Genomic DNA, 20,204 nt, shown 5'->3' on the forward strand with positions numbered 1-20,204 from the left:
ATGCCATCAACAAAGCCCGCGGTTGGTGGCTTTGCGTTCTTAAAAGGTCGTCGGATTAGGTTTTTCGGTGTTTTCCCTTGCCACCCTGCTGGTTTGGATCCGAACCTCCATAATATTCGCCGTAGCCATAATTATAGTAATGCGAATCGCCTTCTCCAATGGCGTTCAGGACAATGCTTAAATTCTGGAATCGCTGTTCTTTGTACAGGGCGTCCACCATTTTCAGGTGATTTTTGGGCGTATGGTCGTGCCGGATCATAAACAGGGTAACATCGGCAAACGGCGCAATTACCTGCGAGTCGGTTACCAGCCCAACGGGTGGTGAATCGACCAGAATGTAGTCGAACCGTTGCCGCAATTCGCGAAAGAGCTGGCCCAAACGGGGCGAGCTCAACAACTCTGCCGGGTTCGACAGAAGCGGCCCCGCCGTAATGATGAAGTAGTTGTTGTATCCCATGATGGGCTGAAGCAGCTCATCGATCGTCGCTTCTCCCAGCAGGTAATTACTGATGCCGGCGAGGTTTTCCATGTGCAGGCTCTTGTGCAGTTGCGGTTTCCGCAGGTCCATCTCCAGGATAACCGTCGTCCGTTCCACCATCGCCAGACTGGCCCCCAGGTTGAGGGAAATGAACGATTTGCCTTCCCCACTGATGCAGGAAGTGAACAGCAATACCTGGCTGCGCTGTTCTTCCCCTTTCAGAAAATGCAGATTCGTCCGCAAGGCCCGAATCTGCTCCCCAATCACGGAGCGCATCCTCGGTTTGAAAACCAGGTTGTCGCTGGACATTTTACTGCCCTTCACAATCTCGCCCAAAATGGGAACCTGCGTGAATTCCTCCACGTCAGAGCGTCGCATAACCCGGTCATTGAGAGCGGATTTCAGTTCAATAAAGCCGATGGGCAACACCAGGCCGATGCAACCGAAGATCAAAAAGATGGACGTTTTCACCGGTGCAATCGGCCCTTCGTCCGTGCGCGCGGCATCCACAATCCGGCTGTCGGAAACCGTTGAAGCCGCCGACAAAGCGGTTTCTTCCCGTTTTTGAAGCAGATAGGTATACAGCCCGTTTTTAATGACCTGCTGCCGGGTAATGTTGAGCAGTGTCCGCTCCTTCCCCGGAACGGTCCGGATCATGCCTTCCAACCGCCGGTTATTCGCCAGCAGATGGGTACGGCCGCTGGTCAACTGCTGCCGCATCGTCCGGATATTTTCGTTGATGCTGCCTTTGATGGTTCTGATCTGGCTGTCGATCGACTGGAGCATGGGGCTGTTGCTGGCCATCATGCGCGACATTTCATCGCGTTTCAGTTCGAGTTCCGATACTTTCGTGAGCAAGCCGTTCAGGGTCGGGTCGTTTAATCCGATGGTGGCGGGGGCCACGCTTTTGTCACCAATCTGTTTGGCCACGTAGCGTTCAATATCCGCCAAACCGCTCAACCGCATGTTTACCTCGTTCAACTGAGCATCATTTTCCTTGACAGTCATCAGGAAGGTCTGGGCCTGGATGCTCAGATCCGTAATGCCTTCGGTCGATTTGTAGGTTTCGACTTCCTGTTCCACTTTCGATAGCTCACCGGCAATCAGGCTCAGCCGTTCTTCAATGAAGTGGAGCATGTTATTGGCGTCTTTGTTTTTATCAAAAACCGCTTCCTTGCTGTAGGCATTGACCAGTTGGTTCAGGATCGCTTCCGCTTTGTCCGGCACGGTTTCTTCCATGCTAAGCTCCAGCACATTGGACTCCTTGGCTGCCGGTTCAACGCTCAGTTTATTCAGATAGCTGTTGACGGCTCTCGAGTGCGTCGCCACCGACACCAGCACGGGTGGTGTGCTGGCCGAGACGGGCTTGAGGGCAAATACGCGAAGCAGCCCGTAAGGCGTTTTGATATTTTGGTTAAACGGATAGGAGTAACCGTTTAACAGAAACGTTTTTTCGTCTACGAATGTAAACGTCAACTCGGTGGAAAACAGGCTCGGATGTTCTTTTTCAACCAGTAACCGGATGGGCGATTCTCCGTAGATTTCCTTGTTGTATGTTTTGGTAGGGTGATAGTACTGAACGTCGAGTCCCAGACTTTTCACCACCCGGTCCATCAGGGTGTAGGACTTAAGAATCTCGATCTGGTCGTCGATGCTGACGTTCTTAGTAAAAAGCGAGAGTTCCTTCATCAGGTTCTCGGCGGCAACGCCCCCTTTCTTTTCGTCTTTGATCAGCAAACTCGCATGTACCCTGAAAACCTGCGGTTGATACAGCAGATACACGTAAGCCGCACCGAGCATGACAACACAGGAAAGCATGAACCACGGCCAGAAACGCAAATACCGCATGAGGGTGGCCCGTAGATTTGGCTGTGGTGCTATTTCATAGGCCTGATAAGGCGTGTATGAGTTATTTACCATAGTATTAACGCGTTACAACAATGGCTATGATCGAAAGCGCACTGAGGATAATGGGTACTAACTGATAGTTCCGGTCTGCATTGGCAATACGGGCCTTACCGGGTTCAACATACACGATATCGTTAGGATGCAGGTAATAGAATGGCGAGCGAAACAAATCCCGCCGGGTCAAGTCAACGCGGTTAAACGTCCGTTGCCCATTTTCTTCGCGAATGACTAAAATGTTCGTACGCTGTCCGAAAATGGTAATATCACCCGCCAGCCCCAGGGCCTCGGGCAACGTAACGCGCTCATTGGGAATGGTGAAGAGAGAGGGTCGGGCCACTTCTCCCGTGACGGAAATCTGAAAGCTCAGGTTTCTGACATTCACCGTTGGTTCTTTCAGGTAATCGAGCAATTTCTGCCGGATCTGTTTGGCGGCCTGGCTGCTGGTGAGCCCCTGGACGGTCACTTTGCCGATCAGAGGCAATTCAATCTGCCCTTCTTCGCTAACCAGATAACCGGTCACGTAGGGCATGGGGGTTGTGGCGGAACTCTGCCCGGCCATCGCCGTGATGGAGGTATAGGGATTGAACAGAGCCGTGGCCTCCGGGCTAAAGCTGCTCACTTGAACAGACAACACATCGCCTACTTTGATGGTCGCTACATACCGTGGCGAAAGAGCAATGGTGTCTTTATCATTGCCGCTTTTCTGATACAGCACTAACTTCTTACTCGATATGCAACTCGTCAGGAAAACACACAAACCCAACACCCAAATCCCACCCCGAACACCCAGTTTACATTGATTCATACCGTCACTTTAATAAAAATAATGATACTGATTCTGCAAATAACCGGACTGCTACTGCCAGACTAACTCATCCACTTCGCTAACAAGACATTGTCCTTGTCAAAAAGTTTTGCAAGTTAAGTAAAATTACTCAATTCAAAAAACGAAAACAATTTACACGGCCTGACGTTTCGGGGTACTCTTCGGGTTGCATGATCCTTGCGGTAAAGTCTCTAGATGCCATTACCGCTTCTGATGAAAGCAACTGCATTACAAAAATAATACTTATAAATTGAATAAAAATAGAATTTAATTTCGCAAATACTTTAGGTATTTGCGTGATCTCCTTTATCAGACACATGATTTAAGAATTCCCAACTACTTTGATCGCAGAATCGACTACCGTTCCGTAAATGGTAAAAAACTAAACATTACTCAAGTTTTTACGGGAATATAATTTCTACAAATTGTGCTAACCCTGTGGAGGTATGTAGTATTTATAACCATTTTATTTGCTTGTACAATGATAATACCTTACCTTGTATCGTATAAAGTAACCGTCCTATTTAACAGACAAAGAAATCCAATGAATTTTATTCATTTGGATTCTCTTACTTTATTATATGGCAGTGGTTTTTTTGTGCGATAATTCTAACCGGGCCGGATTAGCAAGTCTTCCGGCGCAAACGCATCGCTCCCGATGCACGAAGTGACCGGACCAAATGGGGCCTTTTTAGAGGAACAGAAGGAAAGGTTTTCGGGTCGGTCAGCCTGCCCGGTTTACGTTTTGCTGGTAAACTGAAAATATTTTTGATGAAGAAAGGAAACGGAAAAGCGGCAACGGCCTGATCAGAAAACCGGGCGGTTGCGTCCAAGCCAGCTACCGGATTGCTTCAGTCGGCCTTCAGCACCCGAACGGTTTTGACTTGATCGGCCGTGCTGACCCGAAGCCACAGAAGCCCCGTTGGAAGGCCGGGAACCGACACGTGCTGGCGCTCCACTAGCCCGGCCCGTTCTACCCGCTGCCGGGTGATCAACCGACCTTGAACATCCGATAATTGCCAGGAAACCGGCTGGCCTTCTGCGCCCCGAATCTCGATTTCCAAGGCATCACCGGTGACTGGATTCCCCAGCACAGTTACGCTGAGATCGGCAGCCGTTTCGGCGGATAAACGGGCATTCGCACATTGATAAGCCTTGGGCGACCCTTTCAGCAAGTACGCACTGCCCAATACCCTGGCCCGAACCATCGCTCCGTTTTTCAAGCCCGATGGGGGCGAAAAATTGTAGGCATGTACCCCATTTCCCTTCCCCGCGTCTTTTAAATCAGTCCGGTAAATGTTAGCTTCCGTGCGCCCTAAAATCGTAGTAACAACCGGGGAACCGGTTTCCAGGTAGAACTCGACCGTTAATGAGGTGTTCGGTTTGTTGCGATCCCAGACCCAACCCCGGATGCTTCCGCATTCCAGTTTATCCAGAAAACCTTCAAAATTCCCGGTAACGACGGAAGCAACGGGAGCGGGTTTAATAACCAAATCGAAACTGACCTGGCTCGTTGCGCCTTGCTCGTCGGTGGCCGAATACGTCAGCTTATAGGTTCCTTCTTTGACCGGCGTGCCACTGATAATGGAACTGAATGCAGCGGCACTCAGGCTCCGGTTGCCGGTATTCGTACTCAATCCACCGGGTAATTCGCTTAACCCGTACGTCAGGGTCCCGCCTTCGGGATCAGTAAAAGCCACCAGCGTTCCGGAGAAAGGCACCCCCACCTGGGCCGTCAGCGGAGCAATCAATACGGTCGGCGAAGGCGGCAGCGGAGGTTTGTTGGCCGTGGGAGCCGGGTTGACTTTATTACACAAAACCGTTCCTTCCGCAGCATGACTGACCCGATCCAGCCGGTCGTCCCGAATCGCATTGGGTGAATTTTCCAGCTTCAGGTTACAAACCAGCGTGTTGTAGGAACCACTGTTCAGATACAGCGCATTGCTGCAATTAATGGCCGTATTGTTCTCGAAAATACTGCCCAGAATTGCCGGAACCTGCTCATCCTGATAAAACGCGATGGGATGATACTCCAGGTAATTGAGGTAGCCTTCCGGAAACTCCGCATCCACCACCGCCGGGGTGTTCGGAACGCCCGCCCGCAGCGTGTTGCCCCGTACCTCCAGCCCTACCACCGACGTGCCGAAGGTTTTTTCCTGGGCATGCTGCACGGGATGAACACCAATAAATACACCATTGGCGCCATTCGTATTCGAAACCGTGTTGCCCACAATCTGGGTGTTATACATCGGCATAAACTGCTGACGGCCGTCCGATTGCTGCTGAATCGGCGTCAGGTCAATCGAGCCACTGTTGAGCAGGGTATTGTTGACAATCGCTACCTGGTTTGTCGATGTGTGATACAGCGTGATGCCCCGGTGATTGCCCGACAACCGATTGCCCTGAATCAACCAGTTGCGTGCCCCCCAGTTGAAAACCGCATACCGGCTCCCCGCACCCGGAATGACGTCCCAGGCGCGGTCCAACTGCAATGTGGAGCCGCTCCGGCTGATGATCCGGCGCCATTGCCCCATCCCTTTTCCGCTCACAATGGCCACCACCGGCTGCCGCCGAAAGCTCCCCCAGTTCCTGCTCTGGTCCTGCAAGGTCGTGGCCGTGGCTCCGCTCACCGTTCCCGCGTCTTCATCGATGCGGTCACCCCCTCCCCCTTCGCTAATAATCGTTTCGCCGTCTCTGCCGTTCTGGGCCGGGCCGTTGACGACCTTGAATTCGTTGTTGAGCACCGCTACATTCTGGGCAAAATTCAGGATCAGAACGTGGTGGATCGTGCTGGTGGGGTAGCGGGCCGAGCCGTCGCGGATGACCACGTTGTTTTCAAAAACCCCGTCGCGGGTTTTGTCCAGATTAAGACCATCGACGGCGTAGGTGAAGGTATTTCCCCGGAGTACAAAATGACTGCATCCGTCCAGTTGCAGCGGCCCCCGGTAGCTAAAACGGCTGTCGACGCCCTGGCTCAGGTCGGTGTTGGCAATCACCAGCTTATCGCTGTTGGCCAGCCACAGCCAGTCACTGCGGTTGAGATCGAACCGAACCCGCTGCAGAAAAATCTCCGTGCCCTGCCCCCGGCTGCTGTTCAGCCGTTCGCTGCCTGTTTCGTCGATGTTCAGCAATGACAAATCCGCCAGACCGGCCTGCCGGGTGATTTCCGGCCAGAGAACCCCCAGATGAGAAACGCCGGTTTCGTAGCCAAACTGAATGATGGTCTGCCCTTTCCCCGCTCCCTGAATCACCACCCGGTTGCGCATCCGCAGGTATTCGAAGTTGGGTGTCAAGAGCTTATAGGTTCCGGCGGGCAGGTAGACAATACCGCCCCCGTCGGCGGCCACGCGATTGATGGCTTGTTGCAGGGCGGGCTGGTCGTTGGCGACCCCGTTTCCCACCGCTTTCACAGGCAGGCGCGTATCGGTTTTGACGTTGTAGACGTTGCGGTAAAAGTCCAGTTTGGCCGCCCAGCCAACCCCCAGTTGGAAATAATCCTGACCGGGCGTAACGGCGGTCAACTTGGATTCCATGCGGGTTTCGCCGGCGGTGCCACCCAAACCGTTGGTCACCGAAACCGTGTAGGCGACTCCGGCTTGCAGGCTGCCGGGCAGTTTCAGACTCAGTTGGTAGGCGTCGCTCTGCTCGGTATTTACCACCGCTTCGTGGACGGTATTGGAACCATCTGCCAGCAGACGAACGCGGGGATTTGCCCCGGCCAGTTTCAGATTCCGACCAAAGATGCGAACCGTGCCGTTGGCATACACCTCCGGTGAGTCGAAATGATGCCCCGATGCCTGGTTGACGAACACACTGGGACTACGCTGCCCCTGGTCTTCCACCCAGATTTCGTACAGATCCAGACCGGTCTGGGCGGGTATCTGAACGGTGAGCTGGTTGGCGCTCTGCACCTGAATGGGCAAGGCCGTGGGCGTTGTGGCTGTACCTCTGCGGAAAAATGCTTTAGCCGACGCTCCGAACGACCCTTGCAGACCGACGGTTTCGCCGGGTTGGGCCGAAGGGCTGGCATTGAATACAACCGGTTGGGCTCCGGCGATTTGTAAGGTAAAAAGGCTAATGAAAAAGAAGAATGTCAGGTAACGATGGGTCATATCTTTATTTTTTTACAGATTACGCATCGTATCCAACCGCACGGTCCCTGTTCACCAATGTGTAGTCACAGAACTAACATCGCCTTTGTTGGCTCGTTATTCTTCCGCTAAATCTGTGCCAATTCAACCCGTTTTGAAGGAGTTTGCAAAAAAGGGAGAGAACGGACGGTCGACCACAGCGGAGCCACCGGCTGAGAGGGGGGAAAAGAAGAGACTTGGGGAGATTTTGACAAAAATTGGAAGAACCGAACACCTGATGGTGGAAAAGGCCGACTGGTTTTTACCCAAACTGGTACGTTTCAAAAGCAACCAGACCGGGCTCGATCGGCTGGTTGCCCGCAACAAAACTGCAATACCCGTTCCACTGCTCCAGTTCTGCCACATACCAACGGCTTTCGCCCAGCATGGCAACGGCTGATTCAATCGAAATGGTGGCAAGCGGCAGTCCGATTCCACGGCCGTCGGCTTTGGCAATCGCTTCTTTGACAGTCCAGTGACGCCAGAATTCCAGAATCGGCTCTTCCGATTCCGTGATCCGCTGCCATTGCGCGGACGACATCACGGATTCAAAATCAGAGAAGTCAATGGGTCGGATCAATTCAATGTCTATTCCGACGGCAATATCCCGGCTGGCTACGCAAACAATCCGGTCGGCGGAATGGGCAATATTGAAGTGAAAACCGGAATCGATAAACGGTTTTCCGTACCGGCCGATGGTAAGCCGCTTCAGCGTGTCAGTGGGATAACCATACTGATGCAGAAGGTTCGCCAGCAACAACCGGCCAATTAGGGAGCGCTGCCGGTCCTGCCAGTTCCGGTAGGCATTCAGCTTGGCGTGAAAGGCGGTTGGTATGGCTTGCAGGTAGTGCTGATAAAGGGCGTCCGGCCAGCGATCACCCAGCGGAGCCGATGCAATCGAGACCTGTGGTTCTTCCTTCCATTTATACATTGATCCTGCCCAGGATTTGATTCGTGTTCAAATTTGAAGGAAAAAGAAGGAAAATGTTAAATTTAAAATGATGAACGCTCACTGTAAAAGTATTTTCCAATACGGCACTTTTATAGTTAGCATTCGTCATTTTTAATTTGACATTCTTTTGCCGAAATAAATATAAACACCTGATAATTAACAATTTAATTTCCATCAAATTGTTAATATTTTATGAAGCACTCACTTACGACGCTCCCCTGGTCGGGTTGAACCTGCAACACATAAGGCCCAACGGGAAGACGTCGTACGTCCAGATTGGCTTCGGAAGTTGCCGTTCGGGTATCCATAAACAAGGCCCCGGCTAGTGAATATACTTTCAATTGCGCCCCGGCCGCCGACAATTGGACGTGGAGTTCGGTGGTTGCCGGATTGGGGTAAATCTTCACAACAAGCTGCGACTCTTCATCGCCGGTAATCAGGCACAACGAGGTCGACACCGAAGCGTGGCTGACTCGGTCCAGCCGGTCGTCCCGAATCGCATTGGGTGAATTTTCCAGTTTCAGGTTGCAAACCAGCGTGTTGTAGGAACCGCTGTTGACATACAGCGCATTGTTGCAATTGATGGCCGTGTTGTTTTCGAAAATACTGCCCAGAACGGCCGGAATCCGTTCGTCCTGATAAAACGTCACCGGATTGTATTCCAAATAATTGAGGTAGCCTTCCGGAAACTCCGCATCCACCACCGCCGGGGTGTTCGGAACGCCCGCCCGCAGCGTGTTGCCCCGCACCTCCAGCCCCACCACCGATGTACCAAAGGTTCGCTCCTGCCGGTGCTGCACGGCATGGACGCCAATGAATACGCCATTCGACCGGTCTGTGTTCGAAACCGTGTTGCCCACAATCTGGGTGTTATAAACCGGAATGAATTGTTGACGACCGTTATACAGTTGTTGAACCGGCGTCAGGTCAATCGAGCCACTGTTGAGCAGGGTATTGTTGACAATCGCTACCAGGTTTGTCGATGTGTGGTACAGCGTGATGCCCCGGCGGTTGCCTTCCATGCGGTTGTTCAACACCAGCCAGTTTTCAGCGCCCCAGTTAAAAATGGCATAATGACTTCCGGCCTCCGGAATGACGTCCCAGGCGCGGTCCAACTGCAATGTGGAGCCGCTCCGGCTGATGATCCGGCGCCATTGTCCCATCCCTCTGCCGCTCACAATGGCCACCACCGGCTGCCGTCGAAAACTCCCCCAAGTCTTGCTCTGGTCTTGCAAAGTCGTGGCCGTGGCTCCGCTCACCGTTCCCGCGTCTTCATCGATGCGGTCAGCCCCCCCGCCTTCGCTCAGGATTGTTTCGCCATCGTTGCCATTCTGGGCCGGGCCGTTGACGACCTTGAATTCGTTCTTGAGCATCGCGACATTCCGGGCAAAACTCAGGATCAGAACGTGGTGAATGGTGTTGGCTGGATACCGGGCCGAACCGTCACGGATGACCACATTGTTCTCAAAAACCCCGTCTTGCGTCTCGTTCAGGTTCAGGCCGTCCACGGCATAGTTGAACGTGTTATCCCGTAGCACAAAATTCCGGCACCCATTCAATTGCAAAGGGCCCCGGTAGTCATACTGGCTGTCGACACCCTGGCTCAGATCGGTGTTGGCAATCACCAGCTTGTCGCTGTTGGCCAGCCACAGCCAGTCACTGCGGTTGAGATCGAACCGAACCCGTTGCAGAAAAATCTCCGTGCCCTGCCCCCGGCTGCTGCTCAGTTGCCCACTGCCCGTTTCGTCGATGTTCAGCAACGACAAATCCGCCAGACCGGCCTGCCGGGTGATTTCCGGCCAACTGACGCCCAGATGCGAAACGCCCGGTTCGTAGCCAAACTGAATGATGGTCTGCCCCTTCCCCGCTCCCTGAATCACCACCCGGTTGCGCATCCGCAGGTATTCGAAGTTGGGTGTCAAGAGCTTATAGGTTCCGGCGGGCAGGTAGACAATACCGCCCCCGTCGGCGGCCACGCGATTGATGGCTTGTTGCAGGGCGGGCTGGTCGTTGGCGACCCCGTTTCCCACCGCTTTCACAGGCAGGCGCGTATCGGTTTTGACGTTGTAGACGTTGCGGTAAAAGTCCAGTTTGGCCGCCCAGCCAACCCCCAGTTGGAAATAATCCTGACCGGGCGTAACGGCGGTCAACTTGGATTCCATGCGGGTTTCGCCGGCGGTGCCACCCAAACCGTTGGTCACCGAAACCGTGTAGGCGACTCCGGCTTGCAGGCTGCCGGGCAGTTTCAGACTCAGTTGGTAGGCGTCGCTCTGCTCGGTATTCACCACCGCTTCGTGGACGGTATTGGAACCATCCGCCAACAGACGAACGCGGGGATTTGCCCCGGCCAGTTTCAGATTCCGGCCAAAGATGCGAACTGTGCCGTCGGCGTAGACCTCCGGTGAGTCGAAATGATGCCCCAGCGCCTGGTTGACGAACACACTGGGACTACGCTGCCCCTGATCTTCCACCCAGATTTCGTACAGATCCAGACCGGTCTGGGCGGGTATCTGAACGGTGAGCTGGTTGGCGCTCTGCACCTGAATGGGCAAGGCCGTGGGCGTTGTGGCCGTCCCTTTGTTGAAATAAGCCCGGGCCGAGGCTCCGAACGACCCTTGCAGGCCGACGGTTTCGCCGGGTTGGGCCGAAGGGCTGGCATTGAATATAACCGGTTGGGCTTCGGCGGTTTGTGAACTCAAAAGGCCACCCAGCAGAACAGAAAGCCAAAAAAGAAATCGGTACATCGTTACGTAAAATTTTATAGCTGCCATGCCCGCTTACTGGCCCAATGCGGTTATAAAAGTACTTCGAATTCGCTAACAAACCAGCAAAAAATCCCGGCTAAAACCGAGGCTTCAACGCTTTTTACCCCCTGCCGCCGACTTTCGGAGCGGATAAAAATCAAAAAAGACCCCTGCGTATACCACCAGGAGTCTCCCTCATTTATTCGCCCCCAGTGTGACAATTACTGTGCCAAATACGCTCAAATCGCCTTGATTCCAGCGTAGTGATTTTACGGTATCAGATTCGGATGACAGGATCATAAATAATTTACCTTTTCAACAAATTTTTATGAATAGAACTATAAACCGCACAAAATGGCACTGAAATTGGATGAATACGCATGAACTTATACTCTCACAAGTTTTAACTCATCTGAGCGATTCTCCGGAATTCACTAGGTTGGCTATGCAAGTGAGTTATCAACTACCTGAAATGTCTTTCTGGTTTACTCAACGCCACCGCTTTCAAACTGAAATTGCAGAATCTCCAAACCGGGTTATTCCATCAACCGAGCCGGATGAGACGGAAATCCCCTTAGAGGACCTTCTGAATCATTTTCAGGTTTGGGAAAAGCAGCGGCTTTCGCTACCGCAAATTATGGCAAAAGCACGCTGGTTTGTCCTGTGGCACCAGCCATCCGGGGATTCAACACCGTATGGTTTTGCCGTTCTGGCCGAATGCCCGAATGCCATTTATGGATACAGTTTGTGGGCGCGTCAGAGTGGTCGGGTTCAACGGATTGCGACTGCAACTGACAAAACGATGCTCGATCATTTCTTACAGGCAGAACGGTGTGAATTAACCACAGAAGCGGTTCGGGTTCGTTTATTTCTGCAAAACGTCACCCACCAATTGACGACTTCTTCATGATGCAGCAGCAAGCGGGCTCTCTACTTTTGAGAGGATATAAAGTACCCCTGTCGCTCTCCGATCTCATCTGGTTGGAGGGCAATAGCAATTACAGCCTGTTGCACCGCAGTAATGCCCCCAACCTGATGACTGCCCGAACGCTGGTTCGCTGGCAGAAAATGCTTCCCGAGTTCATCCGCATCAGCCGGGGCGCCCTCGTCAACCCCACGCACATCGCCCGGCTGCACCGGATTTCCACCTACCAGGTCGAGCTTACCCTGACCAACGGCACGGTTCTGCTGGTAGCCCGCCGGCGCATCGCCGAAGTATTCAAAGCCGTCAAATCGGCCAATAACTAAGACCCTTTCCCGAACCGGTTTGTTGTTCCGCGCCCGTTTGAAAACCGGCGGGTCTCTACTTGTTTCTAACTGGCATACTTCAAATACAGAATGTGGGGTAAGATCCGCAGTTTGCAGGCCACCCAGATCGGCAGACGCAGCAACCGGATCAGCGGCAGATACGTTTTGAAATCCTTGTGTGAGCGCGGAGCGCGGAAATAAACCCTCTCCCACTCTTCCAGCGTCCACCCCAATTTGGCCACGGCGTAGATCACCACCGACCGGTCGTACCGGTAAGCACTGGCTTCCAGCTCCGCAATGGCTTCTTCCCGCGTTTTCTGCCCGGAACGAACCAGCGCCGACAACTCCGTTTTGCGTTTATCGATATTGAATTTGTTCGGCAACAGAAACGACTGAAAAAACTTGGTATACAGGTTTTTGTGGTGGTACCCGCCGTAATACACCCAGCCCAGGTCGTGGGCCAGAATTTCATCCGCTTTTTTCTTGTTGTAATCGATGTATTCCAGCAGCCGCACTTCCCGAATGCGTTTTACGAAACTGTAATACAACAGATAGGGTAACATCATGATCTTGAAACTGCGGATCACCCCGCTGCCAAACCGCCGGTGCACATTCTTGATATACCGGCCGTCCATGTAAGTCCAGCTAATGGGTGAGGTGCCTTCGGTCCGGAACGAGTGCCCGTTCAGAATGTAGCCAATGCCCTGTTTAGCGGCTGTTTCGTACAATACGGAATGGATGGCGTAAACCGTTGGGATGTCGGCGTCGGGTACGGATGCTTTGAGGAACGCCCGCTGCAAATCTTTGAATTCTTCCAGATCGGCTAAAACCGTATGCAGATCCACCCGCAACAGATCAGTTGCTTTCCGGATGTTCGAAACCGCAATTTCGGTATTCCAGCCGTTGTCGAAATAGACCGCCAGGGGGCGGAGGCCCAGTTTACGCGCCAGAAAGAGGGTGTAGATGCTGTCGCGACCGCCACTCACCCCCACAATGCAGTCGTAGGTTTTGTTCCGGCCGGCCTTTTTAATCCGCTTTACAATCCGCTGCAAATCCTCCTCCATGTTTTTCAACGGATGGAGACGCTCCATTTCGTCGTGGATGTGGCAGTATTTGCAGACGCCCGCAGCATCGAACCAGATATCGGAAACAGTCGTATCCAGTACGCACCGACTACAGCGCCGGAAATTATCAACTTTCGTGAATTTCAACGAATCGGCCGCTGCAGTCCGATCCCGGGAGTGCCTGTGCCTGCGCTCCGGCCGGGAAAACGCCAGTTTTTTTTCCGACGGTCCGTTTTTCCATTTTGCAAGAAAATCTTTTGGTACGGTAATCATGCCCGGCTTTTCAGATCGTTCATCCACCCGTCCATTGTATCAAAGCGGACGAGCGTCTGTTTCAGTGCAGCAAATATTTTCGCAACAGATTGGGCTTGTCATTGCCCGATTTCCGGTAGTAATAATACCGGTAATCGTACGAGTATCTATTTTTGACGGAATTCAGCACAACATTCAGTTTAGGAAACCGCTTTTCCTGGTACAGCAAATCCACCAGTTTGAGGTAGCTGCGGTTGGTGATATTATGGCGAATGGCGTACAGCGTAACGTCCACAAACGGCCCGATCAACTGGGCGTCGGTCACCAGACCAATCGGCGGAGAATCGATGATGATATTGTCAAACCGCGTACGGGCTTCTTCGATCAGTTCACGCAGACGCGGACCGCTGAGCAACTCCGACGGGTTGAGCGGAATGGGACCGCAGGAAATAATGAACAAATTATCGAAACCGGGCACCTGCTGCAGCACTTCGTCCAGCGTAGCCTCGCCCGTCAGGTAGCTGCTGCTGCCGCGAAAATTGAGCATGTTCAGCGCCTTGTGCAGTTTGGGCCGGCGCAAATCCATGTCCATGATCAGCGTTGGACGACCCACCAGTGCCATGCTCACGGCCACGTTGAGCGACAGAAACGACTTGCCTTCTCCGCTCAGACTGGACGTAAACAGCAACACCTGGCTATCGTTCGGGTTTTCGCGCAAAAACTGGAGATTCGTCCGCAAAGCCCGAATCTGTTCGGCCGCCACCGAACGTTTCCGGCCGTTTACCACCACCGGAAACTCGTGTCTGACGTAGGCAATCTCCCCAATGACGGGGGCGTTGGTAGCCTGATTGATTTCGGCCCGCCCGGAAACCCGTTCGTTGAAAAACCGTTTGATCCGGATCACAACGATGGGAATGAGCAGACCGACAGTTCCGAACAGCAACAGAATCAGCCACTTGATGGGTTTCACCGGTTCCAGACTCCCGCTGGCGGCATCGATCACCTGGCTGTTGGATGAGACGGAAGCAAACGAAAGGGCGGTTTCTTCCTGCTTCTGGAGCAGGTAGTTATACAAATTGTTCTTGATGGCCTGCTGCCGCGTAATGTTCATCAGTGCCTGTTCTTTCCCCGGTATAAGGCGAACCCGGGCTTCAAATCGTTTGTTGGCGGCCAGCAACTGGCTGCGCGTATTGGTCAGAATGCCACGGAGCGTTGCCAGCGTTTCGCTGATGCTGGCCCGGGTGGCAAAAATCTGATCGTCGAGCGAACGCAATACCGGGCTCGGTTCCGGCGAATTCCGAAGCAGCACCGTCCGCTGCGTTTCAAGCTCCGTCAATTTACCAATCAGGGCCGTTAACGTCGGATCACTGAATTTCAGCGTTGTTGGCAGCACACCCCGGTTTTCACCTTTGCTGCGAACGTATTTTTCCACATCGCCCAGCGTGCTGAGCTGAATGGCAACCCGATTGAGTTGCGCGTCATTGCTTTGCAAACTACTCAGCAGCGACTGGGGACCGGAGCCGATACCGGAAATGCCATTCACCGCTTTGTAGGTTTCGATCGACTTCTCCAGCGTGGCCAATTCAGCCGAAACGAGTTTCAGACGCGTCTGAATAAAGCTGAGCGCATTGGCCACCGCCCGGTTTTTTTCGTTGGTAGAAGCCGAGCTGTAGTTGGCAATCATCTGATTGAGAATGGCTTCTCCTTTGGTCGGCACGGCGTCCTCGATGGTCAGCACCAACACCGTCGACTCTTTTCCGCTGGGCGCAACGGTGAGTTTGCTCTGGTAATAGCGAATGGTCTGGGCCTGCGGCATGACCTGCACCACCAGCGGTTCGTTGGTGTAGACCACCGGCTGCTTAATAAAAATTTGCAACCGCCCGAAAGGCGTATTGATGATTTGATTGGCCGGATAGACCCAATCGTTCAGGCGTACCGTAGTGGGGCTGATGATGCCGATTTCCAGATCGGCCCGGTATAGATTGGGGGTTGGATCGGTCAGAACGATCCGGATTGGAGCTTCTTCATAAATCTCCCGTTTGCCGAAGGGCGTGCTGCGAAAATAGCGAATGTTCAACCCCAGCGAGTCGACCACTTTCTTCATCAACGAGTTTGACTTCAGAATTTCAATTTCGTTTTCGATGACTTTTCCGGGACTGTAAGCCGTCAGGTCTTTCAGGATGCCATCGCCCGAAACCCCGCTTTTCGGCGGCTCGTCTTTCACCAGTAAACTCGCCTGAACCCGGTAAATTGGCTCGGTAAACCAGATGTAGACGAAACCGGCCACAATCAGCGCGATCAGCGAAATCAAAAACCACTTCCAGTGTTTCAGATAGTCTTTCAATGTTCCCTTTGCGTCCGAGGAGTTAATCTCGCCCTGAGGATACATTGGATAACTATACATATTCGATGACTTCATGAGCAACCGGCTTAGAAAAGAATAAAGTAAAGAGTGTATTCATCGTCCAAAAGGACGGTTTATAACGTGTTTAATATGAAGTTCGTATCGAGGAGGTTGTATGCATTAAGACACCATGGACACGGAGGAAGTCTTCGAAATTTTATAACAGCCTCCTCCTTCAAAATTCACCCGGAAAAAGGGTTCCGCTTTTTTTTTACAATATTAACTTAAAAAAAGTTTTCTGGCTTATTATAAATACTTAAGTATTTACTCTTACCCCCCGTGTCGCCTTGAGAAGCGATTCTTCTGTCATTAAACAGACTTATCTACTAACAGAAAAGGAAAGTTTTTGGCCAAAAACAAGGTGTTTTAGTGTTATAGTAACCAAAATGCCCATTTTATTCACAACAAATCTACGTTATTCAAATTTTATCTAACAAATTACAAATTGTAAATTTATTATATGGTGGCAGAAATAATTTACCAATTTAAATTGCTTGTAGATACATATGAAAAACAAATGTCTTGTAACCACCCCCGTCTACCTTTTATCCCATTTCCGGAACAAACTTATCTAAAGTATCGGTCAATACTCAGATAGACAGATAATTATACCTTATTTCTTTGTAAAAATAACGGATTGAAAAGCGCGTTGCGCATCCGGCGCTTTGTTGCTGTCTCTTGTCCGACAAATAAAGACGTAGCGCTCATCCATTCCGGGTCATTTCCACTCCGGAATGGATGAGCAGAATTCTCCAGGAAATGATTTCTCTTCTCCTGACCAAAAACGCTGCCATTGAGCATGCCAATTCGTTAGAATCCTTTTGCCATTTTCAGCGCTGATTTTGATGAAATTGTTGTTGAACTGCCGCAAAGCGGGTAATTTGGGGACAATTCGCCAACGATCAAACTACTTACGAATGGATCAATTGTTCTCCGCCGAAAACATTGTCAGTCTGCTAACGCTGACATTTCTGGAAATTGTACTGGGTATCGACAACATCATCTTTATCTCCATTGCCGCAAACAAATTAGCTCCCGCTGATCAACCCAAAGCCCGCAACATTGGTCTGTTGCTGGCCATGATTTTCCGGGTTGCTCTGTTATTCGGCATTTCGGTGCTGATTTCGCTCAGCAAACCGTTTATGCATTATGAAAGCCGTTGGTTAAGTGCTGCTTTTACCGGACAAAGCGTCATCCTGATCATTGGGGGTTTGTTTCTATTGTACAAGGCCACCACAGAGATTCATCATAAACTGGAAGGCAATTCGAATGAGGAAGAAGAAACCGCGGGTGCCCCGGTTAAGGCCAGCATTTCCGGCGTAGTAGCGCAAATTGCCATCATCAACGTCGTTTTCTCAATCGACTCCATCCTGACGGCGGTAGGACTAACTCAGAATGTGACGGTCATGATTATTGCCGTCGTCCTTTCCGTGCTGATCATGATGTTTTTTGCAGGCCCTGTCGGCAAATTTGTCAATGAACACCCGAGTATTCAGATGCTTGGCCTGGCCTTTCTGATCATGATCGGTTTCATGCTCATCGCCGAGGGAGCCCACCTGGCCGAGTTTGTCTTCTTCAATGCCGAAATCGGTGCGGTTCCGAAAGGGTATCTCTATTTTGCCATTGCGTTTTCGCTGCTGGTCGAATTCCTCAACATGCGCCTTCGCAAAAAGCAGCAACCGGTTCAGCTACATGGCTTCGAAGAACAGGCCAAGCGAGAAGGGATAATGTGAGTGGTCGATTGACCATTGACGATTGACCGCCGACGATTGACCATTGAAAACCGGTTTTGGAAGATGGTCGGTCGTCAATGGTCAATCGTCAATGGTCTATTTCGCATTATAACTTTCCAGCAGCGTAATCAGGTTATTTTCTTCGCTCAGGTTCAGATCCTGCTCTTTAATCAGTTTTTCGACGCGGTCTTTTTGGTCGGTCAACGCAGCCAGCACCGACTTCTTATTTTTCTGAATGCGCTGCATCGTTCCGTCCGGTTTGGCAATAAAATACAGCTCCTGCTTCTGAAACTCCTTCGTCACTGTCGCCGAGTTGAACGGTTTATTTTCGACGATATTCACTTTCGTATGCTTCAACAGCTTCGTCGGACCATCGACCAGCACCTGATAAAACGTAGCCGGGGTGTTGGCATTTACAGCGGCAAATCCGTTTCGAAAGAGCAATTCGTCGTTGTCCATGATCCGGAATTCCTTGATAGCCGCCGGACTTAACCGATAGGTCTGGTTATTTTGCAGATATTCCAGCTCGCCCGCAAACACATCATACCGTACTTTCAAATTTGGATACGTCTTGTTGCCGGCGGTTATGACCGCCCCTTCTTTCCAGGCTTCGTTCAGATACGGCGAACCCTGCACATCCACGTATTTACTGGCTCTGAGCACCTGCCCGTTGACGTCGGTCAAAAAAACACCCTGTGCGCTGGCTACCGGGGTCAGGCCGACGACAAACAGGCCCAAAATCAGCATTCTTTTCATGGGAAGACTTCCGTTTAAATGGTTGGTTGAAAGCCGGCATGGCATTCCTTACGACAAGATAACGAACCAACCCCAAAACCAGTACGCTTTTTTTGTACCTTTACCGCCATCAAAATCTGCCTATTTTTCTGCGCTTTGCAACTCATTGATCAACTGAATGATAGTATACGGAGCTTATCCGGTTTCTGGCCGGAACTGGCGCTGGTCTTTGCCATTGCAATCCTTGTCGTAACCGATTTGGTGTTGCTCACCCGTTCAAAGCGCCCATCATCCGGCCCGGCATCGGGTCAACTTTCGGCTCAGGCGTATACCCGTTCTAAAAACCGTTCTGTTCTTTACGGTCTTTCGCTGACGGCAGTGACGGTGGCCGGGGCGCTGGTGGTCGAACAGGGGTCGCAGCAAAAAGGCTTTCTTTTTAATTCCGTTCTCCTGCTCGACAACCAGGCGGTTTTTTATAAACTGGTGGTGACGCTGGCGGCTTTTTTCGCCATTCTACACGCCTGGACGGTTGTAAAAACGCCCAATTCCCTCCCCTTCGACTGGCTTCCCATTCTGCTGGCCCTGCTTCTCGGCCTGTATCTGATGACGATGTCGGTCAACCTGCTAACGATTTACCTCAGCATCGAACTGGTTTCCATTAGTTCGTATTTGCTGACGGGGCTTTCGGCCAGCCGCAAAGCGTCGGAAGGCAGTTTGAAATACCTGCTTTTCGGAGCGGTGAGTTCGGCCATCATGCTGTATGGCATGTCGCTGCTCTACGGCTTGACCGGAACGCTGGCCTTGTCTGAATCGGTCGAACAACTGGCCCAAAACGATTCATTCGTCATTTATGTAGCCGGTTTTCTGACGCTGGGCGGTATTCTGTTCAAACTGTCGCTTGTGCCTTTTCACGTCTGGACGCCCGATGTCTACGAAGCTGCTCCAACGCCCGTTGTGGCTTTCTTTTCGGTGGCTCCCAAGGCGGCCGCGTTGCTGGTGTTGATGCGCGTCCTGACGGCCTTACCGGCTAATTTTCAGACACCGATGGCGGTTATTGCACTGGCCAGCATTACCCTCGGCAACCTCTCGGCCCTCTGGCAAACCAATGCCAAACGATTGCTGGCGTATTCGTCCATTGCCCACGCCGGGTTTCTGCTGGTGGGCGTCGTGGCGTTCAACGAAACGGGTTTCGAAGCCGCCACCTTTTACGTGGCTACCTATGTGTTCATCAACCTGGCGGCTTTTCTGCTCATCGACCTGTTGGAACAGTCTCATAATGGCAACCTAACCATTCAGGATTTCAGCGGATTAGGCACCAGCCAACCGCTCCTGAGCGCGGCCCTCACGGCCGTTATGATTGCGCTGACCGGTTTGCCGCCAACGGTGGGATTCACCGCCAAATTCCTGGCCTTTTCGGCGCTGCTGGAAGCTTATCAGACGAGCGCGAATCCGTGGGTACTGGCCCTGTTTGCCATCGGTTTGCTGAACGCCGTCATTTCCCTTTTTTACTACCTCCGCATTCCGTTTTTAATGTACTTCCGTCCCGCTTCCACGGCCAATTTGTCAGACATCCATATCCGTCGTCCGCAACTGATTTTAGCCACCGTTCTCACGGTTCCTGTCCTGGTCCTGTTTTTCAAACCCGACTGGATTTTGCGCTGGATCGGCGGTTTATGACGGGAAAATCGAATTCCCGTTTGTACCCTTTTTTCTACTATGCAACCCTAAAC

At 51.9% G+C, this 20,204-nt stretch carries 12 protein-coding genes; 4 read left to right on the forward strand and 8 right to left on the reverse strand.

Annotation, left to right across the window (positions count from 1 at the left end; translation table 11 throughout):
- Positions 1–55: 55 nt before the first annotated feature.
- From F0P93_RS12505 to F0P93_RS12525, 5 genes are all read right to left on the reverse strand, one after another.
- Positions 56–2,398 carry a GumC family protein gene (locus F0P93_RS12505; RefSeq protein WP_150876760.1) on the reverse strand — a complete coding sequence of 781 codons (2,343 nt, stop codon included), beginning with the start codon at positions 2,396–2,398 and terminating at the stop codon, positions 56–58.
- Between the two features lie 4 nt (positions 2,399–2,402).
- Positions 2,403–3,191, reverse strand: coding sequence for a polysaccharide biosynthesis/export family protein (locus F0P93_RS12510; RefSeq protein WP_150876761.1), 789 nt, complete (start codon positions 3,189–3,191; stop codon positions 2,403–2,405).
- Positions 3,192–4,063: 872 nt separating this feature from the next.
- The gene (locus F0P93_RS12515) at positions 4,064–7,324 is read right to left on the reverse strand and encodes a putative Ig domain-containing protein (RefSeq protein ID WP_150876762.1); all 3,261 of its coding nucleotides are present in this window, start codon (positions 7,322–7,324) and stop codon (positions 4,064–4,066) included.
- Positions 7,325–7,604: 280 nt separating this feature from the next.
- The gene (locus F0P93_RS12520) at positions 7,605–8,273 is read right to left on the reverse strand and encodes a 4'-phosphopantetheinyl transferase family protein (protein ID WP_150876763.1); all 669 of its coding nucleotides are present in this window, start codon (positions 8,271–8,273) and stop codon (positions 7,605–7,607) included.
- A 203-nt stretch (positions 8,274–8,476) separates the two neighbouring features.
- Positions 8,477–11,038, reverse strand: a complete 2,562-nt coding sequence (locus F0P93_RS12525) for a T9SS type A sorting domain-containing protein (RefSeq protein WP_150876764.1) — start codon at positions 11,036–11,038, stop codon at positions 8,477–8,479.
- A gap of 370 nt (positions 11,039–11,408) precedes the next feature.
- Between F0P93_RS12525 and F0P93_RS12530 the strand changes: the two genes are divergently transcribed.
- On the forward strand, positions 11,409–11,948 hold the full coding sequence (locus F0P93_RS12530; RefSeq protein WP_150876765.1) for a hypothetical protein: 540 nt from the start codon (positions 11,409–11,411) through the stop codon (positions 11,946–11,948).
- Positions 11,945–12,286 carry a LytTR family DNA-binding domain-containing protein gene (locus F0P93_RS12535; protein WP_150876766.1) on the forward strand — a complete coding sequence of 114 codons (342 nt, stop codon included), beginning with the start codon at positions 11,945–11,947 and terminating at the stop codon, positions 12,284–12,286. Before F0P93_RS12530 ends, F0P93_RS12535 begins: the two co-directional genes overlap by 4 nt.
- 65 nt (positions 12,287–12,351) lie before the next feature.
- Here F0P93_RS12535 and F0P93_RS12540 read toward each other — a convergent pair whose 3' ends face one another.
- Together F0P93_RS12540 and F0P93_RS12545 are read right to left on the reverse strand one after the other, a co-directional pair.
- Positions 12,352–13,623 carry an N-acetyl sugar amidotransferase gene (locus tag F0P93_RS12540; RefSeq protein ID WP_150876767.1) on the reverse strand — a complete coding sequence of 424 codons (1,272 nt, stop codon included), beginning with the start codon at positions 13,621–13,623 and terminating at the stop codon, positions 12,352–12,354.
- Positions 13,624–13,684: 61 nt separating this feature from the next.
- Positions 13,685–16,021 carry a GumC family protein gene (locus F0P93_RS12545; protein WP_150876768.1) on the reverse strand — a complete coding sequence of 779 codons (2,337 nt, stop codon included), beginning with the start codon at positions 16,019–16,021 and terminating at the stop codon, positions 13,685–13,687.
- Between the two features lie 902 nt (positions 16,022–16,923).
- Here F0P93_RS12545 and F0P93_RS12550 point away from each other — a divergent pair.
- Entirely contained in the window at positions 16,924–17,739 is an 816-nt protein-coding gene (locus F0P93_RS12550; protein ID WP_150876769.1) for a TerC family protein, read from the forward strand.
- A 96-nt stretch (positions 17,740–17,835) separates the two neighbouring features.
- On the opposite strand, the gene F0P93_RS12555 is transcribed toward F0P93_RS12550, so the two are convergent.
- A complete protein-coding gene (locus F0P93_RS12555; RefSeq protein ID WP_150876770.1) occupies positions 17,836–18,495 on the reverse strand; it encodes a hypothetical protein in 660 nt (219 codons plus the stop codon).
- A gap of 135 nt (positions 18,496–18,630) precedes the next feature.
- On the opposite strand from F0P93_RS12555, the gene F0P93_RS12560 reads away from it, so the two are divergent.
- A complete protein-coding gene (locus F0P93_RS12560) occupies positions 18,631–20,151 on the forward strand; it encodes an NADH-quinone oxidoreductase subunit N (protein ID WP_150876771.1) in 1,521 nt (506 codons plus the stop codon).
- Positions 20,152–20,204: the final 53 nt, after the last annotated feature.

Origin of the sequence: Larkinella humicola (genome assembly GCF_008727875.1) — a bacterium.
GTDB classification, from domain to species: Bacteria; Bacteroidota; Bacteroidia; order Cytophagales; family Spirosomataceae; genus Larkinella; species Larkinella humicola.